This window comes from Streptomyces sp. NPDC029164, assembly GCF_055563995.1.
In genome coordinates, this window is record NZ_JBVHWW010000026.1 from 12,259 (window position 1) to 37,754 (window position 25,496).

Annotated in this window: 23 protein-coding genes and 1 tRNA gene; 11 read left to right on the plus strand and 13 right to left on the minus strand. The window is 67.3% G+C overall.

Annotation, left to right across the window (positions count from 1 at the left end):
• Positions 1–61: 61 nt before the first annotated feature.
• The 4 genes from ACZ4VT_RS24255 to ACZ4VT_RS24270 all read right to left on the minus strand — a co-directional run bounded on the left by ACZ4VT_RS24255 (position 62) and on the right by ACZ4VT_RS24270 (position 3,974).
• A complete protein-coding gene (locus tag ACZ4VT_RS24255; RefSeq protein WP_467952610.1) occupies positions 62–1,891 on the minus strand; it encodes a sbcc family protein in 1,830 nt (609 codons plus the stop codon).
• Positions 1,888–2,364, minus strand: coding sequence for an ABC-three component system middle component 2 (locus tag ACZ4VT_RS24260; RefSeq protein WP_467952612.1), 477 nt, complete (start codon positions 2,362–2,364; stop codon positions 1,888–1,890). Before ACZ4VT_RS24260 ends, ACZ4VT_RS24255 begins: the two co-directional genes overlap by 4 nt.
• Entirely contained in the window at positions 2,361–3,428 is a 1,068-nt protein-coding gene (locus ACZ4VT_RS24265; protein ID WP_467952614.1) for an ABC-three component system protein, read from the minus strand. The genes ACZ4VT_RS24260 and ACZ4VT_RS24265 overlap by 4 nt, the downstream gene beginning before the upstream one ends.
• Before the next feature lie 255 nt (positions 3,429–3,683).
• Positions 3,684–3,974 (minus strand): hypothetical protein, encoded by a 291-nt coding sequence (locus ACZ4VT_RS24270; protein ID WP_467952615.1) that lies wholly within the window; start codon positions 3,972–3,974, stop codon positions 3,684–3,686.
• Between the two features lie 27 nt (positions 3,975–4,001).
• Between ACZ4VT_RS24270 and ACZ4VT_RS24275 the strand changes: the two genes are divergently transcribed.
• Positions 4,002–4,739, plus strand: a complete 738-nt coding sequence (locus ACZ4VT_RS24275; protein ID WP_467952617.1) for a hypothetical protein — start codon at positions 4,002–4,004, stop codon at positions 4,737–4,739.
• Positions 4,740–5,079: 340 nt separating this feature from the next.
• Here the strand turns inward: ACZ4VT_RS24275 and ACZ4VT_RS24280 are convergent, their stop codons facing one another.
• Both ACZ4VT_RS24280 and ACZ4VT_RS24285 read right to left on the minus strand, forming a co-directional pair.
• On the minus strand, positions 5,080–5,259 hold the full coding sequence (locus ACZ4VT_RS24280; protein ID WP_467952619.1) for a hypothetical protein: 180 nt from the start codon (positions 5,257–5,259) through the stop codon (positions 5,080–5,082).
• Between the two features lie 109 nt (positions 5,260–5,368).
• Positions 5,369–6,367 (minus strand): ATP-dependent DNA ligase, encoded by a 999-nt coding sequence (locus ACZ4VT_RS24285; protein ID WP_467952621.1) that lies wholly within the window; start codon positions 6,365–6,367, stop codon positions 5,369–5,371.
• Between the two features lie 304 nt (positions 6,368–6,671).
• Between ACZ4VT_RS24285 and ACZ4VT_RS24290 the strand changes: the two genes are divergently transcribed.
• On the plus strand, positions 6,672–7,889 hold the full coding sequence (locus ACZ4VT_RS24290) for a hypothetical protein (RefSeq protein ID WP_467952623.1): 1,218 nt from the start codon (positions 6,672–6,674) through the stop codon (positions 7,887–7,889).
• Positions 7,890–8,301: 412 nt separating this feature from the next.
• Positions 8,302–8,378, plus strand: a tRNA-Met gene (locus ACZ4VT_RS24295).
• Between the two features lie 98 nt (positions 8,379–8,476).
• Here ACZ4VT_RS24295 and ACZ4VT_RS24300 read toward each other — a convergent pair.
• The 4 genes from ACZ4VT_RS24300 to ACZ4VT_RS24315 all read right to left on the minus strand — a co-directional run bounded on the left by ACZ4VT_RS24300 (position 8,477) and on the right by ACZ4VT_RS24315 (position 13,763).
• Entirely contained in the window at positions 8,477–9,427 is a 951-nt protein-coding gene (locus tag ACZ4VT_RS24300; protein WP_467952625.1) for a hypothetical protein, read from the minus strand.
• 892 nt (positions 9,428–10,319) lie between these two features.
• The gene (locus tag ACZ4VT_RS24305) at positions 10,320–10,493 is read right to left on the minus strand and encodes a hypothetical protein (protein WP_467952627.1); all 174 of its coding nucleotides are present in this window, start codon (positions 10,491–10,493) and stop codon (positions 10,320–10,322) included.
• 936 nt (positions 10,494–11,429) lie between these two features.
• Entirely contained in the window at positions 11,430–11,876 is a 447-nt protein-coding gene (locus ACZ4VT_RS24310; protein WP_467952628.1) for a hypothetical protein, read from the minus strand.
• A gap of 936 nt (positions 11,877–12,812) precedes the next feature.
• Positions 12,813–13,763 (minus strand): hypothetical protein, encoded by a 951-nt coding sequence (locus ACZ4VT_RS24315; RefSeq protein ID WP_467952630.1) that lies wholly within the window; start codon positions 13,761–13,763, stop codon positions 12,813–12,815.
• A 1,739-nt stretch (positions 13,764–15,502) separates the two neighbouring features.
• Here ACZ4VT_RS24315 and ACZ4VT_RS24320 point away from each other — a divergent pair.
• Positions 15,503–17,158, plus strand: coding sequence for a trypsin-like serine peptidase (locus ACZ4VT_RS24320; RefSeq protein WP_467952632.1), 1,656 nt, complete (start codon positions 15,503–15,505; stop codon positions 17,156–17,158).
• A 131-nt stretch (positions 17,159–17,289) separates the two neighbouring features.
• Here ACZ4VT_RS24320 and ACZ4VT_RS24325 read toward each other — a convergent pair whose 3' ends face one another.
• Complete coding sequence (locus ACZ4VT_RS24325; protein ID WP_467952634.1) at positions 17,290–17,595, minus strand: hypothetical protein; 306 nt, start codon at positions 17,593–17,595, stop codon at positions 17,290–17,292.
• A complete protein-coding gene (locus ACZ4VT_RS24330; RefSeq protein WP_467952636.1) occupies positions 17,592–18,209 on the minus strand; it encodes a hypothetical protein in 618 nt (205 codons plus the stop codon). Before ACZ4VT_RS24330 ends, ACZ4VT_RS24325 begins: the two co-directional genes overlap by 4 nt.
• 735 nt (positions 18,210–18,944) lie before the next feature.
• Between ACZ4VT_RS24330 and ACZ4VT_RS24335 the strand changes: the two genes are divergently transcribed.
• The 3 genes from ACZ4VT_RS24335 to ACZ4VT_RS24345 are packed head-to-tail and all read left to right on the plus strand — an operon-like array spanning position 18,945 to position 21,265.
• A complete protein-coding gene (locus ACZ4VT_RS24335; RefSeq protein ID WP_467952638.1) occupies positions 18,945–19,943 on the plus strand; it encodes a DUF6192 family protein in 999 nt (332 codons plus the stop codon).
• A gap of 1 nt (position 19,944) precedes the next feature.
• Entirely contained in the window at positions 19,945–20,373 is a 429-nt protein-coding gene (locus ACZ4VT_RS24340) for a hypothetical protein (protein WP_467952639.1), read from the plus strand.
• A 34-nt stretch (positions 20,374–20,407) separates the two neighbouring features.
• Entirely contained in the window at positions 20,408–21,265 is an 858-nt protein-coding gene (locus ACZ4VT_RS24345) for an IS5 family transposase (RefSeq protein ID WP_467952641.1), read from the plus strand.
• Between the two features lie 85 nt (positions 21,266–21,350).
• On the opposite strand, the gene ACZ4VT_RS24350 is transcribed toward ACZ4VT_RS24345, so the two are convergent.
• A complete protein-coding gene (locus ACZ4VT_RS24350) occupies positions 21,351–21,920 on the minus strand; it encodes a GNAT family N-acetyltransferase (RefSeq protein WP_467952643.1) in 570 nt (189 codons plus the stop codon).
• A 96-nt stretch (positions 21,921–22,016) separates the two neighbouring features.
• Between ACZ4VT_RS24350 and ACZ4VT_RS24355 the strand changes: the two genes are divergently transcribed.
• The 4 genes from ACZ4VT_RS24355 to ACZ4VT_RS24370 all read left to right on the plus strand — a co-directional run bounded on the left by ACZ4VT_RS24355 (position 22,017) and on the right by ACZ4VT_RS24370 (position 25,285).
• Positions 22,017–22,781 (plus strand): hypothetical protein, encoded by a 765-nt coding sequence (locus tag ACZ4VT_RS24355; RefSeq protein WP_467952645.1) that lies wholly within the window; start codon positions 22,017–22,019, stop codon positions 22,779–22,781.
• 57 nt (positions 22,782–22,838) lie between these two features.
• Entirely contained in the window at positions 22,839–23,069 is a 231-nt protein-coding gene (locus ACZ4VT_RS24360; protein ID WP_467952647.1) for a hypothetical protein, read from the plus strand.
• Between the two features lie 117 nt (positions 23,070–23,186).
• Positions 23,187–23,348 carry a hypothetical protein gene (locus ACZ4VT_RS24365; protein ID WP_467952649.1) on the plus strand — a complete coding sequence of 54 codons (162 nt, stop codon included), beginning with the start codon at positions 23,187–23,189 and terminating at the stop codon, positions 23,346–23,348.
• Complete coding sequence (locus ACZ4VT_RS24370) at positions 23,348–25,285, plus strand: hypothetical protein (RefSeq protein ID WP_467952651.1); 1,938 nt, start codon at positions 23,348–23,350, stop codon at positions 25,283–25,285. Before ACZ4VT_RS24365 ends, ACZ4VT_RS24370 begins: the two co-directional genes overlap by 1 nt.
• Positions 25,286–25,496: the final 211 nt, after the last annotated feature.

Consider the following 25,496-nt stretch of genomic DNA (forward strand, 5'->3'; position numbering starts at 1 on the left):
GTTGAGCTGGGAGGTCAGCGAAGTGGAGGCCCCGGGACGAGCGTCCCGGGGCCTCGCGCTGTCAGCTCTCGTTCCGGGCTGGGAAGAACCCGAAGCGTCGTGATCCTTTCGTGCTGAAGGGGTAGACCTGGGCGTAGGCGTCGATGTCGTTCGGCGGGTCTCCGTTTTCGATGACGACGACTTGGTTGGGGAAGTCGTTCAGCAGCCCGCGGTAGAAGTGCTCTACGACGTTGTGGGTCAGGCGTGTGTCGTCCTCGTGGGGCTCGCGGTAGGTGAGGACCGGGGAGTCCAGAACGACGAAGCCAGGGTGCGTCAGGTTCCGCTGCGTGGCGTAGCTGGCAAGGGCGGTGGTGAAGGCGGCGTGGATGATCGAGCGCATGCCCTTGCCGCGAGCGTGTCGAGGGCGGCCGTCGACGGTGATTTCGGCTGTGTTCTGGTCGTAGGAGACGCGGCTGTCGCCTGGCACCTTCCAGGCTTGGAGGGTCTGCTGGATCTTTCGCTCGAACTCGACGAGGGCGGCTGCCGGAATCCCCTGTGAGCGGGCGGGCTGCGTTGCGGGAGCGGTGCTCGTCAGGTTGGCCTTGACGTCTTGCAATCGCTGGATCTGCGCGTGGATGGCAAGCTCGGCGTGGATCTGTGAGCGGACGGCGAGAAGTTCCTTCGTGTCCGCGTGGAGTGGGGCGAGACGCTCGTCGACGGTGGCAAGCTCGCGGTGTCGGTTGGTGGCTTGGATGCTGAGGTGGCTGTGCTCATTGTCAAGGTCGGCCAGTTGGTCTTCGAGATCCTCGATGGTGGTGAGCAGATCGGCGTGGAGTTCGTTGGTCTTGCGGGTCTCTGCGGTGACCGCTGCCTGAAGTTGGGTGGTCTCGTCGATGTGATGGCCGGGTTGCTGGTGTTCAGGCGTGGCGCCACAGAAGACGCAGGGCCCGGTGCGGAAGTAGCCGAGCAGGTTACCGGCCTCTGCCACCATTTGCAGGCGGGCCAGGTCTGACTCGTACTGCTGGCGGAGTAGCCCGAAGCGGGCGAGGAGGGTTTGCAGTTCTTCAGCGCGGCGGCGGTTTTCGCTGCCTTGAGCGTCTAGGGACCGGTGATGTTCCGCAAGGATGGAGCGCTGGGCTACGAGGTCTCCGGCTGCTGCGGAAGACCTGGCCAAGGTGGTCTCAAGTCTCGCCAACTGGTCCCGCAGTTGGGTCTCGGTAGCCTCCATGGTCAGGCTGGTCTCGGTGGTGGTAATGAGCTGGTCGAGCAAGTCGAGCTTGCCCTTTCCGACCTTCTTTTCGACGTCGCTGGGCCCCGTCGGGCCGTCGGTTTCGTCTTCACCAGTGAGGAGGAAGCGGAAGATCGACTTCTCAACTGGTCGGTGCATGAACTGCCCGGAGACGAGAACGGGTGAGCGTTCGTCGGCCATCCTCCCCTCGTCGATGAGGCAGAGGTGAGCCAGGTCGCGGAAGCTGAGGCTGCGCAGCTTGCCGGCCGCGTTGGTTCGGACGTTGCGGCCGTCAGCGCAAATGATCTTCAGTAGGTAGTGGGAGAGGTTGTTCTCGGACTTGCCGCTGTGGGCCACTGGAAGGGTGCGATCAGGCGCCGCAGTAGTGAACAGGCGGAGATCTTCGTTGTAGACGTCGATCTTCTTCGCTCTGGGGGCGCGCGAGAGGGTAATGACCTCGCCGCTGGGGAGGCGGATGCCGAGGAGGATTCGGGTGTACCCGTCGGCTTCGACGATCTCCCTGAGCTCCCCGGCGCCGAGCATGTAGTCGATGGAGTCGAGGATGAAGGACTTGCCTGTCTCCGAGGCCCCGTAGATGACGGTCAGCTTGGGTCCGAAGGCGACCGTCGCCGGCCCCTTGTCAGGGCCAACGAAGGTGAGGTGCAGCAGGGTCAAGTTGCTCACTGGTCGTCGCCCTCCCCGTGGTCGGCAACATTGAAGCGGTCGGTCCAGCGCTGCGTGATCTGCTTCATGCCGTCACGGACGTCCGTTTCTTCGTGCACATACGTGGTGGTCAGCCAGGCGGCCCGTGACCTGAGCTGCCCGATGTACGGGGCTTCAAGGATGTCCAAGAAGCTGGCGGCCTCCTCGGTCGCGCCATATAGAAAGCCTTCTTCGGTGGCGGCCATGTCGGCCAGGCCGGCGCGCATGAGCACGACGAGTCCCTGCTCGATCAGGTTGCGGCGCATGCCGAGCTCGCCGGGCCCGACGGGGAGGTCGGGGTGGAGACTGGCGGGCCCCTGGTCGAGGTCACCGCTGTGGAGCATCGCGTGGTCGAGGTAGACGAGCTGGGCGACGTCCAGGCGGCGGGGGAAGGTCTCCGTCAGGAGCGCCAGGGCGCGGATGCCGACTTCCAGGGGGCTGTTCAGAGGATTCACTGGGGTTCCTCTTTGCACCAGGTCAACCGGTCGTCGTTGGCGAAATGGTGGCACAGGCCCATCCGGTCTCGGGCCTTGATGGCGGCGGAGAGGATGTTGTGCGGGTTGGGCTGGTGGGCTGCTGCCTTGTCCAGGACGGCGTCCATACGGTCGTGGCCACGGGCGAAGTCTCGTTCCGCAGTCTCGATCACGACGTCGTGCAGGTCCGTCTCGATCTCCTGGTAGGTCAGGTCCGGCACGCTGTCTCGGGCGAAGACCCGCAGGGCCTCGGCGCTGAAGAAGGCCTGCCGTTGCCGGGCCAGGTGATTATTGACCTGCTCGTGGTCGCGGGCCTGCTGCAGCGTTTCCAGGTTGAGGCCGTGCTTCTCGTTGTAGGCGTCCAGAAGCTTTCGCACATAGACGGCCTCGTGCGGCTCCTGTTCTGGAGGCGCCGGTTCGGCTACTGGCCGTTGTTTCAGCGGCTTCGGGAAGCGCCACACGTGGTACGGGGTGGTGGCGTGCAACTCCAGGATCTGGCCCAGCTCAGGGGCCTCAAACATGCAGAAGTCCGTCGCTCGCGCCAGCTTTTCGACCGCCTCGCGTACATTCGGCTCGAGATCCTTCCCAAGCTTCGAGTCTTTCTTCTCCCAGGCCTTGAAGAACTCTTCCTTCAGCTTCGGCGGGTTGAGAAGGAGCCGCTCCAGGCTCTGGCCGATCTTGGGTGCGACGAACACATATCGCGTGGGCAGCTCGTACTCGTCCAGTACCTTCGCCGTGAAGATTTTGACCATCTCGGGCCATGCATCCGCTCCGGTTACCGGGTTGCGGTAGTGCTTGCACTGGTAGCAGTGCCACTCACCCGCCGTACCCTGCGGCGTCAGGCACGCCGCGACATCCGCTCCCCTGTCGCCCGCTCCGCCCATCCTCTTCACACGAAGATAGGGCCGACCCGCCCAGCGGCCGAGGGCATGCACCCACTCGACCGTGAACTCTTCCCATTCCACGTCGTGGTAGAAGAACAGCCGCTGTTGCGGCGTCAGCTCGGGCGCCCCCGCGGACGGGGTCCCCACCACTGCAGCCGGCATCCTTCGCTCCGGAAAGCCTTCAAGGACCGGCCTCTCCCCGTCCCTGCTCGGCTCAAGCCCCTCAGCCACACCCACCCCCGGCGCTGAGCCGCCACACACGGTCACGCACCGTAGTCATATCATCCCGGATAGCTCACGGGAAGCCCGCGACCTAGGATCACCACCTCCCACTACCTCCGGGCGGGTGCATGCTCCGGAGTCCGAATCTGGAACGTGCCAGGCGGATAGCCTCCGGGCCAGGTACGCCAAGTGCCGTCAGCCGGCGGCTGCGACTGTGCCTTCGCCGAAGCGGGGCACGTCTTCCACGGTCTCGTCCAAGCGCAGCCGCACGTACCGCACCGGGTGCCGGTAGATGCCCCCTCGATCGACGGCAGTGTCGGCGCTGATCTCCGCGACGAGGTCGGGCCGGACAAGGACCGCGTCGAGGACATCGCGGCTCCCCCAGGCCGAGGAGAACTTCACCCCGTTCCACGGATGCTCCGGGCCAGCCGCGGTGAGGCGCTCGGTGACCTTCCTGTCGGGCTTCAGGTAAGCCTGCCAGACCATTCCGGAATGCTTCGCAATGATTAGCTCATGCAGGATGAAACGAGTGAAGTGCCCTCGAATTCAGACGCGGGAGCGAGTAACCCACAGCGCCGCCCGAAGACATGGGTCCGATGGCTTGAGATCGGCGCGGGCATTGCCACTATCGCCGGGCTTGTCGTGGCGGTTCTCCAGCTAACGGCGAACCCACCCAAGAAGCCGGATCGCACAGAGGTTCACCTCCTCCGCCCCTTCCGGAATGACGGAACGCTCCTTCCGCCGTACCAAGAAGACGGTCATGGAGCGGCCAAGTGCCAGAACAGTCGCGTGAGCAGTGATCCTGACGCACTGCGGTGCTTCTCCAACGAGGCAGTAAGGGATCCATGCTGGCCATTCGTCTACCCTGCATCAGGGCTCCCCCGTAGAGCAGCCTGTCTAGCTTCGCCATGGGCGAAAGAAGTGTGGATAGTTGACGATCCCACAATCGGCCGCCAGCCCCGTCCAACCGACGTGCCCCCCAGCGAAGGACATCCATGGGCGATCTCTCTCAAGTATCCGTCCGGGGAATCCCAGAGCTTCCGCTGCCTCTACAACGGGGGAGCCGCCGACATCATCGGCGGAGAGCGAAAGAACTACATCTGCAGGACTGCAGAGAACCCGGAAGCCGAGAGGCCCGACGGCTACGCCGTCGGGCAGATCAACGCCGAAACAGACCTGTGGAAGATCAGCTATGCCCCGGAAGGAAGTAGCAAGACCAACCAGGCAGATGTGATGGAGGTATGGCGGTGACGCTGACCCGGCCCGCTGACAGGCGGCGGCCGATACTTGAACCAACCTGAAACACCAGTGCACGGCACGGAACCCGAGACTCCCAGTCCACCGCCGCGCAGATGGCCCGCTTACGTCAGGCAGGCACAGGCGAGAAGTACACGGAAGCTATGCAGGCCGTGCAATCCGCCCGATCGGACGAGTTCCGGATGATCAGCGCCCGCGGGGCGGCGCGCCTTTGTCGAGGTGCGCGGCATGCAAAAGGGCCGCCACCCCTGACAGGTGACGGCCTAGAAGTTCTTGATCATGGGCTGCCCAGCCTCGCCCTGGCAGTTCAGGGCACCCGCCGATACCGGCAGGTCTACACCAGTGCTGTCAACACGTCCCTGGCTTCGCTGGCAAAGACCAGCAGCCCAACGCCCAGCACACCGGCGACACTCATGTACATGAAGGCGGCCCGGAAGTGTGCAGCACCCCACTCCTGAAGCGCAGCACCCCCTGCCGCCAGCAACACGATCGCGGCCACCAGCTGTACAGCCAAAACCCCCACCGGACACCCCACATCTCTCGGACCCCCATCCTGCCCAAGAACCGACCAAGGCACGCCGAGACTCCAAGGAGCCACCAGCACGCAAACGCACTGCCGACGCTCAGCCGGCCGCCGCGGCCGAGCCCTGCCCGAACCGCGGCACGTCCTCCACGCTCGCGTCCAGGCGCAGGCGTACGTACCGCACCGGGTGCCGGTACACGCCCCCGCGGTCGATCGCGACGTCGGCGCTGATCTCCGCAACGAAGTCAGGCCGAACAAGGACCGCGTCGAGGGCATCGCGACTCCCCCACGCCGAGGAGAACTTCACCCCAGTCCACGGATGCTCCAAGCCGGCAGCGGTGAGATGCTCGGCGACCTGCTGGGCCGCGTCCGGGCGCAGCGGTACCGTCCGGCCGACGGCGCGGAGGCGGCCGTGGTGGTCGTAGCGGCCAAGGATGAGGAGCTGGGGCCGGGCACGGGTGCCGGTGATCGCGCCGACGATGGCCTCGGCGGTGTCGCGGCGTCTGATCTTGTACCAGTCTCTCGATCCGGGGAGGTAGCGCTGGTTCATTCCCTTCACCAAGATCCCCTCCACTCCGGAGACGTCGGTCCAGGTCTCCAGCCACTCCCTGGCCTTGGCGAGGTCGGTGGTCATCGGGCACAGCGTCCATGGCGGGCTCAGCTGGTGGGTGTCGAAGAGGTCCTCGAGGATGCGCCGGCGCTCACGGTAGGGCCGGGTGAGGAGTTCGGTGCCGTCTTGTTGGAGGACGTCGAAGGCGATGAAGAAGGCCGGGGTCTTCGCGGCCAGTGCGGCGGCGGTGCGGCCGCGGGCGGCGGCCCGGCGCTGGAGCGCTTCGAAGGACAGGCGTCCGGCTGCGGTGTCCCAGACGACGAGTTCGCCATCGAGGACGAGGCCGTCGGGCAGCTGCTCGGCGGCGGCGACCAGGTCGGGGAAGCGGTCCTGGACCAGGGAGCCACGACGGGTCTGGAGCAGCACCCGGCCGCCGGGGCCAACGGGGGTAAAGAGGATGGTGCGGTGGCCGTCGAACTTCTGCTCCAGGGCCAGGCCGCCCGCCAGGACACCGGGTCCGGGGACGGACTCGGCGGCCTGGGCGAGCATCGGCTCGAAGGGAGGGGTCAGGACAACTCGGGGTTGGCCTCCTTCACCGCCGCTCCGGGCCTGGTCCCCCAGCGTCACCGGCCGGGCGCGGTCCGGCGCGCCGGATGCGGCCAGAAGGCCCCGCGACGTCAGGCTGCGGGGTGGGCCGGCTTCTGCTGTGACTCCAGGAGCCGGGCGCGGCACTCCTGGCAGAGCGGGTTCCCACCGACTCCATATCGACAGCATGTTCGACGTGTTAACTGCACCAGGGGCCGGGCCGATATCGCATGGCGACTACGCCTGCGGCCGGGCAAGGTATGGCGTGATGAGCTATCACGATGAGACGTCCCGCACCCTGTCCTATGCACGTCACGACACGCTGGAAGGGCTGCTGCAGCGCGGCCGGGGGCTAGGCGCGCAGCACGCAGTTTATGAACCTGAGGCCGCCGCGCCTTTCGTGTACGACGGGATCCACCGGGACTGGAAGTGGGACTACCAGACCGACACGCGCTACCTCTATCAGGCGCGGCTGATCCACGATCTGAAGCTGTCGCCGACGCCGGTCGTTGACCAGTTGAGGGGGGACGACGAGGAGTCCTCGCGGGCCGCCAACGTGCTGGAGCGGCTTGCCCTCGCCGGTTCGAAGGAGGCCCGTGAGGGGCTTCGGGCATACGTCCGGGACGGCAAGGACTGGGTTTCCGTACTGGAATCGATCGCGGATGGATGGCCGGCCGAGTGGTGGGAGGACCTGGGCGACGTCGCGCGCGCCCGCATCGCCAGGGAGGAGAATCTTCCCTGGTCTTTCGAGCCGTGGAGCCGTTTTGGGATCGAGGTACCGGGCCGCCGCTTCCCTTCGCGGCCGTCTCTTGGCGGGCTGAGCGATGAGCAGTTGCTCGCCTTGCTGGCCGCCAACGGCACGGAGTTCAACATGAAGACCGATGCGCTGCGTGCGCTGGGCGGGCGGGAACCGGCCGAGGGACTGATCCCGCTCGTGCCCTCGCTCGGAACCCCGGACGGCCGCCGGTCCCTGCCGATGCTCAGGCGGGCGGTCGACCGCCTTGCTGCCCTCGCTGTGCCGGCGGCGCGCGCGTGGGCCGTGGACAGGCGGGAGTGGCTGGCCCAGCTGGGGGCAGACGTCTTGTCCGACCACCCCGGGCCTGAGGCGCTGCCGGGGCTCCTCACCGAAATCGCTGAACAGTGGCAGGCGCGCGCCTGGTGCGGTCCCGACACGACGGCTAGGAGACTGGCGCTCTTCGGTCCTGAGGCCACCGACGCTGTGCCCGTCCTCTGGCGCTTTTGGCGGCACACCCCGCACTCGTACGAGCGCGCTGACTACCTGATGGCGCTCGCCGCGATCGACCCTTCCGGATTGGACGACGCGTACACCGAATCGCTCTGGGACTGTGAGGAACGGGCACGGCTGCTGGGTATCGCCTCGGCACCCCGTCACCCGCAGACCCTGCACCGCCTCGCCGTACTCCGCGACGACCCTATGGAGACACCCAAGGTACGCGCCGCCGCTGAAGCGCGGTTGGCCTCATAACCGGGCCCCTGACACAACGGGGACGGACGAAGGCCGCCACTGGGTGCCTCCCGCTCTGCTCCTCGTAAACAGGGCCAGCTGCCGCGCGCCGGCTTATGACTGATGCCGTCCAGATCGGCTCACCTTGAGTCGTGCAGAAAAGGCGACACCTCGCGCACGGGCCGATCTGGGCGGGTGCGCAGGTCAGTACGGGCTGTCTCACGGGCGGCCCTCCGCCCCTTCAGCTTGGTCCGCTGGAGGGGCGGTCGTGGAAGTCCGAGACACTCCCCGGTCCGTTCCCGAGGAGTACGGGCTGACCACTGTCAGGGACAGTGCGGCGGACCCGGGACGCTGCGGGTTGAACGGGAGCGCCTCACCGTCCGGATACTCGGTCGGAAGCGTGGGGCCGGTGCCGTAGGGTGGTGTTCACCGACGCGGGGTGGAGCAGCTCGGTAGCTCGCTGGGCTCATAACCCAGAGGTCGCAGGTTCAAATCCTGTCCCCGCTACCAACGCAACAGCCCCCTCGACCACCAGGTCGAGGGGGCTGTTCGCATTCAACGCCCGCGTGTGCCGTGGAGTCGGCCGGGTGCATGCGAATCGGGCGGTTCTACTCGCCGGGCCGCACCTTCACGATCTTGATGTCCGTGGCGCCCTCCGCCTCGAGATCTGCCTTGCGGTGTTCGGCGCTGGGCTGGTCGTAGCTCACCGCGGACACCATGGCCTTGCCGTCGCGCGCGCGTACCCACTTCACCCGGTAGTTGACCATCCCTACGCTCCCTCGTCCGCTCCGCACTCGTCGGCCCAGATCAGCAGGCCGTGTCTTTGCATCCAGTACGGATATCCGCCCGCCCCAGATCGACCGGATCTCATCCAACAACTCCGGGTAGTGCTCTCCGTACGTGTTCAGCGCATGCCACACCGCATCCAGAGCTGCTTTGAGCGGGTCGGGTTCGGCAGCAGCGAGTACGGCGGGGAGAGCGAAATGCGGCTGTGAGATGGGCCCACGGACCTGCGGTGTGCTGGCAGGGAACACGAGCTCGGTGAACACCATCGGTGCCTGGCTGTCCGGTAGCCGGTCAAGCTCGTAGCTCGTCTCCCCGTCGCTCTCTTCTGCGGTCTTGACCCACATCAACCCTGCCGGCGGCTGGGGAAAGTACGGCCGCCGCTGGGGCGGTACTGCCCCGAGAACATCCGGGCCTGGTTCGAGAGGGGTGGCCCGCAGAGCCTCCCGCATCAGGGCCGCGTCGTCGAAAGGGGGCGGTAGCGGATGCCCCTGCGTCATCGTGGCGAGCGCCCCAGCGACCCACGGCACATCGGTCAGGCCTGCCACCTCGCAGGCCCGCTGAGCGGCGAGCACCGCCACGGCACGCTGGACGTATGGATCCGCGGCGCCGAGGTCGTGGACCAGGTCACTGTCGAAGTCGAGCAGCCCCAGGACGTTGCTCTCGCGGACACGGCGCAGCGACTCACTCGGCAGTCTTCCGCCCCACCGCCACCTCTCGTAGTGCAGCTGCGGATCCTCCGTGACCCCTACCTCATCCGAGACCAGCTTGTGCACAACGCCCCCCGTTCGGGACGGCCTCTGAAATCCCTATCGGATCTGCCGTCACGTCTCCCGCATCATGCCGCAGGCCACTGACACGCCCGGGACACGGGCCGGGGTGACGCGGCCGAGCGGTTGTTCATGTCCGGCCGCCGTGGCTCTCGCGTACGGTAACCGCCGCCCATCTACTGGCGCCGACTGGCTACGACGCCGTTCAGGTCGGCTCGCCTTGACTAGTGCAGAGAAGATGACAGCGCACGCACGGTCCGGACTGGGATGGGGCCCAGGTCGCGACTGCGGTGCGTGGAATGGGGGTGCTCATGAGCGGGTTCCTCTCGGCGGCGGCACTGTAGAACCGTTTCGCCGACCCGGCATTTCCGCCGACACACAGCAGCACACGGACGCCACAAGCAGTCACCAGACCGCGCTCCAGTATCTGTGATGCGGATCTCGAATTTTCCCCAAGGCTGCTCTTCGTTCCCCAGTCGGTTGCTGCCGGCAACGGGGGTCGGGGCCGCCCGATCGTGGAGTGTGCGGGCCGTGCCGAGCGGTCAAGGGCGCCTGCGGCGGCGCTGCGCGCTGGGCTGCGCCCACCCTGGACAGCTCGCCCCGCCCCTGGACCTGGCCGGCTATCGGGCGGCCCCTCCGCTGTGGCACCCGACCGCAGGTCAGCGCCCAGGGGGTGGGGAACCTGGGTGAGCAGGTCTGTCCCACCCCCGAGCGCGGGGGTGGGGAGATTTCTCGAGCCCCATCATCTGGGCAGCAGGTGTCCCGGAAGGGGTGCAACACGGTGGTGCAACGCGCTCGCGCAACAGCGCGTTGCACGCGTTGCGCCAGGTCAAGACCGCAACACACGGTTGCGTTCGACCCGCCTGTGTTGCAGGGCACCCGCGTGCAGACGGCGGGACTACCTCCTGCCGTCCGCGCTCCAGCCGCCGAGGAAGTCGGCCAGTGCACGGCGCTGCTCTTCCTCGCGGGCGATCTGCTGCGCGAGCACGGTGCGGTCGATGTACGGGTCGACGGCGGCGAGGACCAGGCGCTGAAGTTCGGCCGGCTCCAACGCCTCCACCTCCCACTGCACCGGGCGGCGAGGGTCGAAGCCGTAGCGGCGAGCGAAGGCCGGCCACCTCGGGTCGCCGCTCTTGCCCTCGGTCGCCGGGAGCCCGTACGGAGCAGTCGAAGTCGCCGACCACCGCAAGATGGGCTTCGCGTTGCTCGTGGGCGACGCGGTCGCGGACGACGTCGGCGTAGGACTGGGAGCTGAAGCCGCGGACCACGAGCACGGGGATGCCCGCGAACGCGAGCCATCCGGTCAGCTGCTGGCGGAGGGTGTCCTTCTCGGCGGCGACATACAGGGCCTACTTCTGGCCTGCGGAGCGGTCCAGGCGGAAGCATCTCGGTGACGAACGCGTCGGCGTCCGGCCAGGCCGGTGGGACGTGGACTTCGCGGACGGTGTCGATCAGGTCGGGGAAGCGGCCCTTTCGCCGGGCCTGGGCCAGCTGAGCGGACAGCCGGCGGTACATGGGCGGCGTGTGCGGCAGCACGCCCTCGGCCGCGAGCCGGTACATCACCTGTCGCAGCGTGACCTTGAGCGGCGCGTACCCGTCCACGATCTGCCGCGCCCGTTCCACTACGAGGGGCCACCGGATCCGTTCACGCGCCATACCGGTACATGTACCCCTCCGCTCGGCCGCCGGCCCCCGGGATACGGATAGACCTCTCCCCTCGGCTGTCGCGAGGTAAGAGGTGTCGTTTTGCGAAAGGGGCTTGCCCACGGCCGCTGACCTGGGCAAACGGAAGATCACCAAATTCGGGGGGTCCCACCTCCGGTCACACCTGCGGCCCCCCGCCTAGTGCACCCCTGCAGACAACCCTCCAGCCCCCTTCCGGTGCAACCCTCCTGCGGGCCGGGGCGCACCCGGCGGCCCTCCCGGCCGGGGAGGCTTGCCCAGGTGCGCTGAACGGGTGGAGGCCGGGCTTGCGGCGTGCCTGAGCCCCCGGGCAGCGGTTGTGGGTTCAGCGGACCGATCGGCCCGTGCACGGATCACGTCTGCGAGGCAGAGCATGGGACGACACAAGCGCGACGGTGTCGACGGCATCGCGCAGGAGCCGGGTGAGGCCGTCGACGTGGCCGGTGTGGAGGGCGAGCTGGTGGCGCTTGCCGAACATGATCTCCAGCGCGGTCCCGGGCGCGGCAGCGCCCAGTTCGTAGGTGATGCCGCGGGTGACTGTGGTGATCAGTTTGTGGAGGTGGTCCATCGTCTCCCCGCCGGACAGCTCCACTCGCGCGGTGAAGCCGATGTCGCCGGGCCGGGTGAGGGAGAGGAAGGCGTCGGGGCGGTCGAGGGGTACGAGGTGGCCGACGGGATCGACGTGGGTTCCGTGGAGGGAGGCGAGGGCGTGCCACATGTCCCCCGGGAGGCTCGGTACGAGCCCGGCGTTGTTCTGCTGGTGTCGTCTCATGACTCCGTCGTACGACCGCCGAGGAGGCGTAGGGCGGCTCCGGGCCTCCGCATCCCAGGCGGTGACACCACGACTTCGGGAGCCGTCCCACCACGTGATCCGGACGCTGGGCAAGCCCTCCGAGTCGAGGGCTTGCCCAGCAGAAGCCGTGACCGGTCGGCAGGCCGGCCGTGACCGATCCGTCTCCCGTGATCGGTCAAACGGCACGTCAACGCCGTGACCGGTCCGTGCAACTCCCCGGCACGAATCGACGGCGATGTTACGGCGACGCCGCCTCTCCCGGCGAGTGTGGGCTGCGTCGCCGGGCCGGGGTCAGAAGCACCGCCCGAAGAAGCGGCGTGGCATGCCCAGAACGGCCAGGAGGCGACCCAGACGAAGCCTCCACTCCCGAGCACGGCGTCCAGCGCCGTCCGGCCGCTGGTGCGCATTCCGGGGTGAGGCGGTGGGCCGCAAAAAAGACTCCGTGCGGCCCACCGCCGTACCTGTGGGATGTCGCTGGCACCACCCTCGCCCGCAGCATCGAACGGCGCGAGGGGGCGCTATCGGGTTCTCTGACCTTCGACTTCGTCGAAGGTCAAGAACTGGCGACGTGCTGGCGTCGTTGCAGGATCCATCGGTGTACGGGCGGTGTCAGGCCGGCGCCTACGATGAATCCGACCACGACGCTCTGGCTCGCGAACGCGATAATCCCGATAATTGCACACAGAACCAAGCCGGTCACAACTAGGCCCGCGACTTTAACACGCGGGTTTAGCCGGTTCAGCCATTTCACCGTGGACAGAGTCGTAAGGTATACGGTGGAGCCAAAAGCGGCCGACGCCAGAGCGGTTAGAGTGTTCATTCCGCGACCTTTCTGAATCGGAAGCCGAAATGTGTCTCTTCGGCTGCCAGGGTCAGCCGTGGTCCCTGTTCGGGATCGCGTGGCTGCCGGTCTGTTTACCTGCAGTATCCGTCGCCGGCGCTGCCCTTGTAAGTGCCGCTTCCGGCCACGGCTGCCGCCGGCGAAAGGGGGGCCAGCGCGGGGCTGACCTTAAACTTGATGCACTGATCGGTCGCAACTGCGTACCCCGCGATGCCCGCGAGGGAACGGCCCCCGACGACCGCAGCCGGGTGCGGCAGCCAACCCACGACGGTTCCGCCGAGGGCGAGGACCTTGGTCTCACTCTTGTTGAAGTACACGGTGCCGCTGATGATGCCCCAGGTGTAATGGGGGTCGGCCACCACGGGGAAAGCGGTGTCGGGGCCGGTCTCGATAGTCTGGACGAGGGTGTTGCCGTCCAGGCTGTAGCTCGTGGGGACGGCCTTGCCGTTCGCGTCCTTTGCCCAGGGAGCATCGATGTGCCCGCGGGCCACGGCGCCTGCGCCGCCCGCGGAGGTGACGATGTCGTAGCCGCCGGTCCCATCGGCGATCAGGGTGGCGCCGTCGGGCAGGCCGAGGTCGAAGCGCTGAGTGGTCGGAGCGTCTGCGTTCTTGAGGGTGACCAGGGCGCGGGCGCCGCCGCCGACGGTGGCCTGGGTGGCGAGGTCGGTGTGCGCGGCCGCGTTGGGGTAGACGGTAGTGCCGGCCGAAGAGGTGGTACCTGCGGCGTCGACCGCCGCGGGTAAGGTCATCGTCACCGCCGAGCCGTCAGAGGCCGCCACGGTCACCCGCCCGTCAGCGCTGGGCGGGGTCGTCACGGTGACGAGCCCGCGGTCCGTCGCTATGACCTTGCCTCTGGTGCTGTCAGGGGCAACGTCGGCGGTACCGGTGGCCTTTTGCACCGTGGCCGTGACCCGGTCCGCGGCACTGGCTGCGGAACCGTCGCTGGCGGCGATGGCTGGGGCTGCGGTTCCCGCTATCAGTGCCGTGGTGAGCATCGCGGCATGAACTGAATTCTTGAGCTTCACGTGATATTCCCTGATCTGCATAGTGTCGTGTTCGGTGGAGCAGAATGAACACTAGCGATCTTCGCGGGATGATCAACAGATTTGAGCAACTACTGAGGTTCCCTACTCAACCATCTATCGGGTGAGCGTGGAAAGGCGGGCCATTTCAAGCCGCGGCGGCGTAAAACATATCGCCCCACTCGCCTGACCTGGTGAGACCCGGCTTGATCTGCCCCCGCAACTCGGCGAACGTGCAGCCGGGTTGCGTTTCAAGTCATTTCTGGAACTGTTTCAGCCACGATGAACGATGCACCTGTACCGCCCGATTCAACAGCTCTCGGAAAGGTAACGGGGCACCCTTCCCAGGGTCGGCAGGAATAACCGGAACGCGTGTCGGGCGCAGACGAACGGGATTTACAACTCGTTCCGGAGCGCGGTCACGATGCCAGGGGAGGGCGGGCACGCCGTTTCCGCTTCAGGGCATGTACCCCTACTGCAAGCGCGGCAGCACAGATGCTTGCCGCCAGCCAGGCGGGCGTGCTCTTGAACAGGTCGGCCGGGGTTGGGGCAGGGTCGCGGCAGTCAGGGGCTGCGGGTTCCACCCGCAGTCGGGCCCAGACCTTCGACGGCGCCCCTTTCTCTCGCCAGGCCACGGTGTAGAGACCTGGCTTCGCGTCGCACCTGAGACGGACCGCCGCGGAGACCCGCCTCGCTCCATGCATCACGACTGGTCGTGTGAACACCGGCGAGGTCAACGTGACGCTTCCGTCGCCGCCCGTCCCCAGGCCGTCAGTCGCCGTCAGTTCCCCGCCGGCCCTGACCGACCGCACGTCCCATGGGCTCGCGGGCCATTCCACGTCCGCGGGCCAGCGCTCCTCCTGGGGCTCAGGCGGCAGCCCGGAGACCCGCCTCGCGCACGCCTCACGATCCGTGTCTTCACCCGGAGCCACCCGGACCCTCCCCCAGAGCCGCGTGACCTCGGAGGGGTTGCGGTCCCCGCCTGATCCGATGCGCACCTCGTAGGCTCCGGGCGCAGCGGTGCACGAGATCGTCACGACCGCGGTGACCTGCGGGTCGTTCATCCTCATCCGGCCATCGGCGGTGAATGCCTTGGAGAAGACCCTGTCGCCATTGCCGACAGCGTCTTGGAGGCCGACCGAGACGCTGACCTGCTCTCCAGGCCGAACCGGCTGTTCGGTGCCGCTTGGAAGCGGCGATGGCACATCCGTAAGCGGAGCGGCCTGCACGCCCTCCGCTCCGAGTGCCAAGTACAGCGGAATCGTCATGACTGCCGCGCCGATCCATGCCCGTAATCGCATCATTTGTCGCCTGTCTTAGTTCTTTGACGATCTTTCCCACCGCTGCCTACTCTGCCCTCTTCATCGAACTGACGCACCAACACACTGCGACGCCAGGCGTCATCGCTGCACTCAGGAAGCAAGTCATTGAGATCAAGATGGTTGACTGCACTCGCGCTCGGCACCAGCACCGTGCTACTCACCGCCCCCGCTGCCCTGGCAGCGTCAGCCGCTCCCTCTCCGGCCGGCATAACGCTCCCCTCACCCTCAACCTCAGCCTCGTCGTCGCCCCCCACACCCCGCCCTTCAGACTTAACCGGCTCCATACCCTCCGCGTCGGTGCTTCCCCCTTCGCCCGCACCAGCGGTATCCGCTCCCCCCTCTCCCCCCGCGTCCACCCCCAAATCACCCCCTGCTTCCCGGCCCCCAACCGCGGACGAGCAGTACTGGACAGCTGCGCGGATGGCCCAGGCCAAGCCGATCGACGCCGCCCGCGACGCCGGGCCCAAAGCTCCGTCAGCACCCAACTCGCCGGCCGCTGCACCACGGGCCACGCCCCACGCCGCGCACTTCGACGGCCTCCCGATGGTGGGGACGTTCTTCTTCGACGGCACGCCGGTCGGCGGAAACGCGACCTACTGCACCGGCAGCGTCGTGCGTAGCAAGGGAAAAAGCCTGGTGCTTACCGCGGGACACTGTGCGAACGGCCTGAACGCGGCCACCCACCGTGTCTTCGTACCGCAGTACCAGTTCCTCAAAATCCCGGCCAACCAGCCCTGGGGACTCTTCGCAGTCGGTGATGTCTACAAAGACCCCCGCTACCCCAACACGGGCCAGACAAGGGCCGCGGTCTCGGACCTGGACTTCGCCTTCGTCACTGTCGCCCCCAACAGCAGGGGCGCGATCGAGGACGTCGTCGGCGCCCTCACCTTCACTACCTCGACGTCTTACGACCACAACGTGACGGTCATCGGCTACCCCTCCCGCGCCAGCGACAACAGCCAGCACAAGGCCATCCGCTGTGATGTACCGACCCGTCGACTGCACGGGTTCCGGCAGATGCAGATGGAGTGCGGCGGCTACCACGGTGGTGTATCCGGCGGCCCTTGGATCAGGGGGTACAACGCCTCGGCCAGAACTGGAGAGGTGATCGGGAATGTGGGGGGCATGGGCGGCGGCGGCGACGTCGACTGGATCTCCTACGCGCCGCTCTACGGCAAGGACGCCCAGGACCTTTACAACGACGCCAACAACGGCATCGGACCGAGGAACGTCCACCGCGGCACCTTCCAGCCTCCGACGGATGGCCCGGTCCTGCCGGGAAGCGGCGAGACGTGGAAGCACGCCAAGCAGATAGCCTCCGGCGACTTCTCCGGCACAGGTCACAGCGACCTGCTCGTCATCTGGACCGACGGCGAAGCCACCCTCTACCCCGGTGACGGCAACGGCGGCTTCCGTCCCGAACGGCAGCTCCTGGCACCCAACGCCGGGTGGAAACCAGTCGCCACCATCACCGCCGGCGACTTCACCGGCACCGGTGAGTTCGACCTCATGGTCCGCTGGGACGACGGCCGGATGACCCTGCACGGCGACGTCGGCTCCAACGGCCTCGGCGCCGGCATCGAAATGGCGCCTTCCGGATCCATCTGGAGCCACGCCGCCCAGATCGCCGCCGGCCGCTTCAACGCCACCACCTACGTCACCGACCTCATGGTGCGCTGGTCCGACGGCGAACTCAGCCTCTTCACCAACGTCAGCGCCGGCACCATGGGGCAGGAGTACAAGCTCAAGGACCCCAACAGCACCTGGAAGGACGCCACCCTTCTTACCGCGGGGCAGTACTCCGGCAACCAGAAGTGGGATCTCATGGTCCGCTGGTCCAGCGGCGCGCTCAACAACTATGTCGGCACCACCACCGGCGGCCTGGGCAGCGAGCAGCCCATCCACGGCCCCGACAAGACCTGGACCCACAGCGTCATCATGACCACCGGGCAGTTCACCAGCGACGGTCTCACCAACGACCTCATGATCCGCTGGAGCGACGGCGAAACCACCATGTACAAGGACACCCGCATGAACAACCTCGGAACAGAAATCATGATCGCCCCACCCGCTTAGGCAGCCCATCAGGCACGTACGTACGCAGGCCGGCCCTCTCCCCGGGCAGCTCCACCCGAACCCTCCAGAGGATGTCGTCCGGCTCGGCTAGGGACGGCAACATATGCGGCCGCTCGAACGGAACGAAGCGGTCAACCGGGTCGGGGTGGGGCGCGCGCATCGCGGCGGGCCGCGGCGCTGCCGATGCGGTTCTGCCGGGGCCGGGGCCGGCGCGCCTGGGCGCCGTAGAACCGTCGAACACCGGACGCCTTGAGCCGCTTGCGCTGCTTGGCCAGCTCCGCCTTCTTCGCCTTGATGGACTTCGGCTTCCGGGGCTGCTTCCAGATCGGCTGCCAGTCTGCGGGCGGTGCGTACGCCTCGGCGCGTTCCTGGACGGCTTCCTTGAGCCGGGCGGCGACGGTTTTGATCCTCGGGTCCGCGGGCGGCGTGGTGGTCATGCGATTTCTCCGGTGGGTGTGGTCCGGCCCGGCGCGGACTGGACAAGCTGCTGGGCGGGCGGCGGCGGGGCCGTCGCCGGGGCGTGCTGGGGTGAGGGGCGGCGGGCGGCGGCTCGTTCCCGGATGCCGGCCTGGAGCCGGGCGGCCAACTCGGCGGCCGCGGCCTCCAGCATCCGGCTGGTCTGCTCCACTGCGGCGACGTCCGTTGTTGGCTCCAGGTCCCGACCAGCCCTCCGTCCCGGGCTCGGGCTGGGGGTGGCCGGCACGACGACGGTGCGCGGCCGGGTCCGGGAGTTCAGGCGGTCCGAGCGGCGTACGGCGTGGACCCGGGCGGTCAAGGCACCGGCGGCGAGGCGGGCCCGCTGGTACGGGGTGGCAGACCGGCTGCGGGTCAGGGGGCGCAGCACGGCCTGGTCCTCGGTGTCGTGCGGGTACAGGGCGCGGAGGTCGGCGGTCATCATCCGGCCTCGGCCGACCGGGCGGGTGTAGTGGTTGATGGCCTCCTGGACGATCTGGTCGTCCAGGCCGGGCTGGTGGGGGCGGCCGCGCAGGACGTAGGAGAGGTGGCGGCGGGCTTCGGCGAGGAGGTGGTGGTACTTGAACGCGCCGCGCATCACGTACACCACGGCGACGACGTCGACCGCCGCCAGCGCTATGTCAACGACTGGGCGGACCCGCGCCCACACAGCTGCGGCCGCCGCCCGCGCCCGCTCCGCGAGCTGGTCGATGACGTCGGCGCCGTAGGCCCGGATCGCTGACTTCCGCCAGAGCTCGGTCAGTGAGTGTTTGAGATCTCTGGTCAGGGCGTCTGTGCGGCTGGACCATGGGGCTTGTGGCGTCCGGTGGGCTGGCTCGGCGGTACTGCCAGGAGTGTGGTGTTCCGCTGCCGGTGACGAAGTCACCGGCAGCGGTGTTTTGCTCGGGTAGGTGCAGGTCCAGACGGTGGAGGGTGCTGGAGCACGCCCGGCGGCGGGTGGCTGCGATGCAGCGTGGGGACGAGGTTGTCTGTCCGGTCTGCGGGCGGGGATGGACGGTGGGGGTCGAGCGCAGGCGGTCGGCGGTGTTCTGTTCGCCGCGGTGCCGCACGAGGGCCTGGCGGGAGAAGACGTCACCGGATGACGTCACGGTGACGCCATAGCCGAACGCCTCGTATGTCTCGTTTTTCACGGTGAGATCTGGTGTTCCGCAGAGGTGGTGAAGAGCGGGTTCCGGGCACCTCGCGCGCCCTCGGTCTGCGCCTGCCGCCGTCGGTCATGGACGCTTCATTCTGGTCCTGACCCGGGCTGGAATCCCGTGTTGGTCACCATCTGGTGGCCGGTCCGGCCCAGGACAAGGGGCGGTGGAAGTACATGTCAGAACGAGTCGGGAACGTCACCCGGTCGCGTTACGAGCAGATCGTCGCCGAGGCCCGCGAACTGGTTGCGCAGGTCGCTCGGGCCCAGTTCGGCCTGGGCGACAAGGCTTTGGAGATCGAGCCGATGAGGCCGGTGGGCGGGTCGATGCCGAACGGGACCGATGACCTGTTCACGGTCGAGGAGTCGTTGGCCATGTTCGCGGACGACATCGGGGTGGCGCCCTCGACGGTGAAGGACTGGCGGTGGGTCGCGTCCCGCTGGCCGAAGGGCAAGCGCAAGGACGACGTCGCGTTCAGCGTCCACCGGGTCCTGGCCTCGATCAGCGAGGAAGACGAGCGGTGGGCCCAGATCGAGGACCCGCCGTTCAACCGGTCCGGGCAGCGGTGGTGGACCATCGACGGAGCGAAACGCCTGGTCGGGCAGCGCGTCGACCGCCCGGTCAGCGTCGAGGAGAAGGTCCAGGCCGTCACCGACCTCACCCGAGACGACGAGGTCGCGGCCAAGGTCGCGGCCGAACTGCTGCGCAGGCCCGCAGCCGCGGCCCAGGTCGCACCCGCTGACCGGGTCCGCGTGGTCCAGGAACTGACCCGCGACGACGAGGTCGCCAAGTCGGTGACCACCGAACTCCTGCGCAGGCCGCAGGTCGCGCGGGAGACGATGCGGGACGACACCACCCGCTTCCTGGTCAACCGGGCCCAGTTCGACAACTCCAACGAAGCCCGTGAACGGATCCGCGAGCGCACCCCAGCGGTGCGCCAGATCGAGCACACCATCGAGTACCTGGACCTGGTCGGATCCTGCCACCAGTACGTCGCCACCCTGGGCCGGTTGGTCCCGCGCATGCGTGACCAGCAGTTCACCGAAGACGAACGCCAGACCGTCCGCCGCGGGATCTCCAAGGTCAGGGCGGCGGCCGACTGGCTGGAGGCCGCACTCGACTCCGGCCAGTTCACCCTGGACGAGCAGCTCGCCCAGCTCCTCAAGGGCGAGTGAGATGCTGCCCGCCCGCCGCCGGATCCGCGGCGCGGCCACCCCGCTCAGCACCCACTACGGCGACCTGGTCCGCGTTGCCCTGATGGAGGCCAGGCCGTCCGGCCTGCAGACCCGGCAGCTGGTCGCCGCCACCCGCCTCACCCCCTCGCAGGTCGCCCGCGGAATCCGGCACCTGCGGGACGTCGGCGCCGCCGAACACCTCACCCCGATCATCTGGCGCCGCCGCGACGGCTACCTCTTCTCCGACGAGCCCGCGGACTGGATCGAATACGAGAAGCAGCAGTTCCGGCAGATCCTCGGCCGGCTCACCCGGATGATCACGGGGACCCTCGACCCGCACCTGGTCCGTTACCCCGACGACGAATGGGCCCAAGTCGCAGCCGCCCAGCTCACGGGCGTGAGGGCGACGCTGGCCCAGCTCGCGAAATAGCCCGCGCTCCTCCCGCCCCAGCCCGGGACCCGCCATGCCTCCGCCCCGCCGCCGTCGCTACCCCTCCGACACCACCGTTGCCGAGTGGGCGCTGATCGAACCGCTGCTTCCGGTACCGGCCTGCCAGCTCAAGACCGGCGGCCGGCCGGAGAAGTGGCACCGCCGAGAGATCGTCGACGCGATCCGCTACGTTGTCGACAACGGCGTCAAGTGGCGGGCCCTGCCCGCCGACTATCCGCCCTGGCAGACCGTCTACTACCACTTCTGGCGCTGGAACCGAGCCGGAGTCGTCGGCTTCATCCGTGACCAGCTCCGCCGACAGATCCGCACCGGCCAGGGTCGATGCCCCTGGCCGGTCACCTTGATCGTGGACTCGCAATCCGTCAAAGGCGCCGACACCGTCTCCAAAGCCACCCGCGGCTTCGATGCCGCGAAGAAGATCAACGGACGCAAGAGACACATAGCCGTCGACACCCTCGGCCTCCCCGTGATGATCACGGTGACACCCGCCGACATGACCGACCGCGACGCCGCCCGCGAACTCCTCTGGCGCCTGCGTGTCATGCAACCGCAGATCACCCAGGTCTGGGCCGACTCCGCCTATGCCGGCCAGCTCGTGAACTGGTCCAACGACTTTCTCAAGATGACTCTCAAGACCGTCTCCCGGCCCCGCGGCGCGAAGGGATTCGTCGTCCTGCCCCGACGCTGGAAAGTCGAACGAACCCTCGGATGGATCATGAAATCCCGCCGCAACGTCCGGGACTACGAACGCCTCCCGCAAAACTCCGAAGCCCATCTGACCTGGGCACTCATCACGCTCATGACCCGGCGCCTGGCTCGTAAGGGACCCCGCGCTGACTGGTCGAAGAAGCAGCCCGTAGCTAATAGTTGAGCCGGGGGCGGTGGGGACAGCTCCGACGTCTGCACCGCCCCTGGCACGCTGCCGGCCCAAAATCGTCGTCTGGGCGCTCAGATCGTCAGGTGGTCGGTGGGTGCAGTTGGGCGAACTCGTCGGCGAGCATGCCCATCATCACGAGATCGTGGTGCCGACCGGAGAGGTACACGAGCTCGCGCAGTCGGCCCTCCTCTACGAAGCCGAGCTGACGGTGGAGAGCCAGTGATGCTTCGTTGTGTGCGAAGATCCGCGCTTGGCACTTGTGGTATCGGTTCTCATCGAACATGAAGCGAAGCAGCAAGACCGCGGCTTCTGCCGTGTAGCCCTTACGGCGATGCTCAGCACCGATCGTGATGCCGTACTCGAACCAGCCCATACGCGCGTCAGCCTGGTGCGAGCCAACGGCCCCAACTATTTCCCCTGTACCGACGGCTTCAACTGCCAGCTGGAAGCGGTCGCTGCCGGGCTTGGCAGTCGCCCGTTCATTGGCCCAGACGCGGTGCCCCTCCGCGGACCGAGGCGGGCTGACCAGGTCCCCCAGGCCCTCCTCGTCTTCCGCGAAACGCATGAACGCCGTCGCGTCGCCAGGCTCAATACCGCGCAGACGTACACGCTTACCTACCCAAAACGATGTCATCCTGTATTGGATCATTCCGGGCTTCGCAAGTCCAGGCTTTCTTGATGACCCATCGGCCTGTGACCTGCGCTTTTAGCTTGTCAAACACTCACTCAGGATTTCATCGACCAGGTGGCCGCCTTCATGGCAGCGCTGGAGATCCAGTACAAGGGTGTGCCGTCCCATCGGCACATCACGGACATCAACATCCGGCAACTGCTTGAGCCGGCCATCGAAGACCTTCAGCTCGATCACGTCGACGTGAACGCCAGCTACAGACAGATCATCGAACGAGTGGAACAGGCCAACCGAAGCGAGGGCGAGCGGGGGCAGCTGGCCGCCTACGTAGCCGACTCAAGTCGAGTCCGTTACGACACCCAGATCCTGCGACGTGTCGCGAGCCGCACGCTCTACCGTCAAACGATCTTGGACGCATTCGTCTACCGGCAGGCAGCTGTGCCCACGTACATGCGCGGTCAGGCACCTCAGTTCGCTCCTGGCGGCGCGGCACTCCACAAAAAGCTTGCTCGTGGCCAGGTGCCGTCCGACGAGGCTGCCTACGCGGAGGAGCTCCGCTCGGCCTGGTACGTCACGTGGTCCCAGCGCCGTTCGGGTCTGGCGGGGGACGCCATGGACCTGGAGAACCTGCGCTTGGAGGTCGTGGATACCGTCTTCGACTGCCGGGCGCACGCGCAGAGCGAGGTCATTGACGGGGCTGCCTACGGGCAGCGGATGAATCAGCTCATCAGGCAGCGCCTCACGCCCGAGGTCGTCGACACCTCCCTACCCTTCAAGATCAACAAGCTTCACCTTCGGGGTCTGGCCTATCAGCTCTGCGACGAGTGCCACTTCTACTTCTCCGCTCCCTTCGACGTCTCTGCCGGGGAAGCATCGTGACGAACGGCGTCGAGCGCCTGGTCGCGGCTGCAGAGATCCGGCGTCAGGCCCGGGGTGATGGGGAGGGAAGCGCGCTATCACGAGGCCCGAGTTCTTCTGCTGATCGAGCGGTTCACCTCGGCGAAGAGGTCGCTGGAGGGCCTGACGAAGCTGGCCAAGCTGGACTTCCTCCTGCGCTATCCGACGATGCTGGAGCGTCTGCTCATCGAGCAGGGAGGCAGCTGGCCTGCGGGAGCGGAGCCCACGTCCTCAGAGCGGCTGGCGGTGGAAAGCCGGATGACTCGGTAAAAGTACGGGCCCTGGGACCAGCGGTACTACAGCGTCCTCGGCTCCCTGGCCGGCCGCGGACTCATCACCTACAGCGGGTCAGGACGCGCGGAGTTCCGCGTCACCGCGGACGGAGCGATGGCCGCGTCCATGCTGGCGCAGACCGACGAGTGGGCCGTGGTGGCTCAGCGGATCGTCCTGTTGAAGAAGCACTTCGACAAGTCGGGATCGGCGTTGAAGACCCTCATCTATGATCTCCTGCCCGACGCGGTGGACAGGCCCTTGCGGACGGAAATCTGATGGCCACCCACCTCCGATTCCTCGCCCTGACCGTCACCACCGCCACCGCGGAAACGACGTACCGCTTCGACCAGCCGACCACCGTCATCAGCGGCCCTAGCGGTGCGGGCAAGTCCAGCCTTCTCATGCTGCTCAAACACGCGGTCGGGGGCACCGCCGTCCTGACGCCCGCGGTACGCGATCACGTCCACTCGGTACTGGCCTCCGTCGTGGTCGGCGAGCAGCACATGATCCTCAAGCGGACGATCAGCGGTGACCGCTCCGACCGTGTCGACATCCTCGATCCCGAGACGATGGCGCTCCAGCACACTCTCGGCATCCGGGCCGAAGAGGGACAGCGGAGCCTTTCGGACGTTCTCCTGGACGCCCTGGGCTTTCCGCGCGAGAAGATCCCCACCACTCGCAACGGCAAGGCCACGACTCTCAACCTCACCTTCACCAACCTCTTCCGCTACGTCTACCTGGAAGCCAGCGAACTGGACTTCCAGGTCGTCGGACACCGGGACAACAACTTCAAGAAGCAGCGCAAGACGCTCTTCGAGCTCATGCTCGGTCTCACGACTTCGGCCGTTATGGAACTGGAGAGGCAGGTGAATCAGCTCACCACGGACCTGCGAAAGAAAGAAGCCGAGGAAGAGAACGTCGGCACGTTCCTGCGGGCCACGGACCCCCGGACCGATGACGAACTGCGCACCGAGCTGACCGGTCTGCGCGACATGCTGCACAATGCCGAGACCACACTGCGCACACTGCGAACCGAGATCTCGGAGACCAGTGCTGCGGACACCGTCCTGCGCGGGGACCTGCGAGTAGCCGTCCAAGCGGCGACGGCTGCTACACAGGATGTGCTCGCCGCCCGGGAACTGGTCGAGGCTCGTGAGTCCGTCGTCGCCCAGGTCGAACTCGACCTGCGGCGTCTGGAACGCTCCGCAACCGCGATCGACCAGCTTTCCCCCTTCCACTTCGTGGTTTGCCCGCGGTGCGCGCAACGCCTCGAAGCCCGGACTGTCCCGGAAGATCACTGTGCCGTCTGCCTCCAAGCCGATCCCGTCGACGACGACGGGGACCCGGCAGCCGTCCGGGAGGCGCGCAGCGCGCTGGTGCAGCAGCTGCACGACGCGCGTGAGCTGATGCAAGCGGACGCCGAGGTCCTGCGCAGAGCACGTGACCGATCCAGTGACGCCGAGTTCCTCGCCACCAACCTGCGCCGGCAGCTCGATGCCCAGACACGCGACGTCGTCGCTCCGCGGTTCGACGCCATCTCGGACGCCAGTGCTCGCGTCGCCGCCCTCAACGCGGGGATCGACGCCGTCCTTCACCTGCGCGACTTGTGGACGCGCGTACGGGCCATCGCACAAGCCGCCAAGGACATCACCGCGCGGCGCAAAGCCGCCAACGCCGAGCTCAAGACACGCAAAGCGGAAAGCGACGCCAGACGAAGCCTCGTCAGCGACCTGAGCCGTCTCTTCAGCACGACCCTCGTAGAGCTGAACCTGCCCTGGGAGCAGTCGGCCGTGGTGGAGCCGGCAACTTACTTGCCGGTGGTCGACAACACACCCTTCGAAAAACTCCAGGCTTCAGGTGGCAGTCTCCAGGCCGGCGTCAACATCGCCTACCACCTCGCACTCCTGGAATGCGGACTCACCCGTCCAGACATCCTCGTCCCGTCGATCCTCATCATCGACTCCCCCCGCAAGGCGCTCGGCAGCAACCCCGACGACCAGGAACGCGGCCGGCGCATCTACAGCCGCTTCAAAGCCTTGACGGACGCCTACGGCTCGCGCCTCCAGCTCATCATCGCCGACAACGACACCGCCCCCTTGCCGGACGACGCCTTCAGCACCATCGAACTCGACTACACCCACCCCATGGTCCCTGAAGTCGCCCACCCCGGCCCCGGCCACACCACACGCACCGAAGACGAGTACCCGGCGTAGCCGCGGCCTCGGTCGTGCACTGTTCCTCGTGGGTGCGCGCCTCCGTATCCCACCAACGGGGGTGGTCTCGCGGCTCCTCAGCGGATTTCATGCCGCTGTTTTCGGCCAGGGCCCGCTTGTGCGCGCGGCAGGTCATCCCGCGACTCCGCCGAACCTGGGTACGTCCTCCACGCTCGCGTCCAGGCGCAGGCGCACGTACCGGAGTGGGTGC

Excerpts from the sequence above, each read along its gene's own strand:
- ACZ4VT_RS24265 (WP_467952614.1), bottom strand. The coding sequence starts at position 3,428 with ATGCCGGCTGCAGTGGTGGGGACCCCGTCCGCGGGGGCGCCCGAGCTG.
- ACZ4VT_RS24270 (WP_467952615.1), bottom strand. The coding sequence starts at position 3,974 with ATGGTCTGGCAGGCTTACCTGAAGCCCGACAGGAAGGTCACCGAGCGC.
- ACZ4VT_RS24275 (WP_467952617.1), top strand. The coding sequence starts at position 4,002 with ATGCAGGATGAAACGAGTGAAGTGCCCTCGAATTCAGACGCGGGAGCG.
- ACZ4VT_RS24285 (WP_467952621.1), bottom strand. The coding sequence starts at position 6,367 with ATGCTCGCCCAGGCCGCCGAGTCCGTCCCCGGACCCGGTGTCCTGGCG.
- ACZ4VT_RS24290 (WP_467952623.1), top strand. The coding sequence starts at position 6,672 with ATGAGCTATCACGATGAGACGTCCCGCACCCTGTCCTATGCACGTCAC.
- ACZ4VT_RS24310 (WP_467952628.1), bottom strand. The coding sequence starts at position 11,876 with ATGAGACGACACCAGCAGAACAACGCCGGGCTCGTACCGAGCCTCCCG.
- ACZ4VT_RS24320 (WP_467952632.1), top strand. The coding sequence starts at position 15,503 with ATGGCCCAGGCCAAGCCGATCGACGCCGCCCGCGACGCCGGGCCCAAA.
- ACZ4VT_RS24325 (WP_467952634.1), bottom strand. The coding sequence starts at position 17,595 with ATGACCACCACGCCGCCCGCGGACCCGAGGATCAAAACCGTCGCCGCC.
- ACZ4VT_RS24330 (WP_467952636.1), bottom strand. The coding sequence starts at position 18,209 with ATGCGCGGCGCGTTCAAGTACCACCACCTCCTCGCCGAAGCCCGCCGC.
- ACZ4VT_RS24335 (WP_467952638.1), top strand. The coding sequence starts at position 18,945 with ATGTCAGAACGAGTCGGGAACGTCACCCGGTCGCGTTACGAGCAGATC.
- ACZ4VT_RS24340 (WP_467952639.1), top strand. The coding sequence starts at position 19,945 with ATGCTGCCCGCCCGCCGCCGGATCCGCGGCGCGGCCACCCCGCTCAGC.
- ACZ4VT_RS24345 (WP_467952641.1), top strand. The coding sequence starts at position 20,408 with ATGCCTCCGCCCCGCCGCCGTCGCTACCCCTCCGACACCACCGTTGCC.
- ACZ4VT_RS24350 (WP_467952643.1), bottom strand. The coding sequence starts at position 21,920 with ATGATCCAATACAGGATGACATCGTTTTGGGTAGGTAAGCGTGTACGT.
- ACZ4VT_RS24360 (WP_467952647.1), top strand. The coding sequence starts at position 22,839 with ATGGGGAGGGAAGCGCGCTATCACGAGGCCCGAGTTCTTCTGCTGATC.
- ACZ4VT_RS24365 (WP_467952649.1), top strand. The coding sequence starts at position 23,187 with ATGGCCGCGTCCATGCTGGCGCAGACCGACGAGTGGGCCGTGGTGGCT.
- ACZ4VT_RS24370 (WP_467952651.1), top strand. The coding sequence starts at position 23,348 with ATGGCCACCCACCTCCGATTCCTCGCCCTGACCGTCACCACCGCCACC.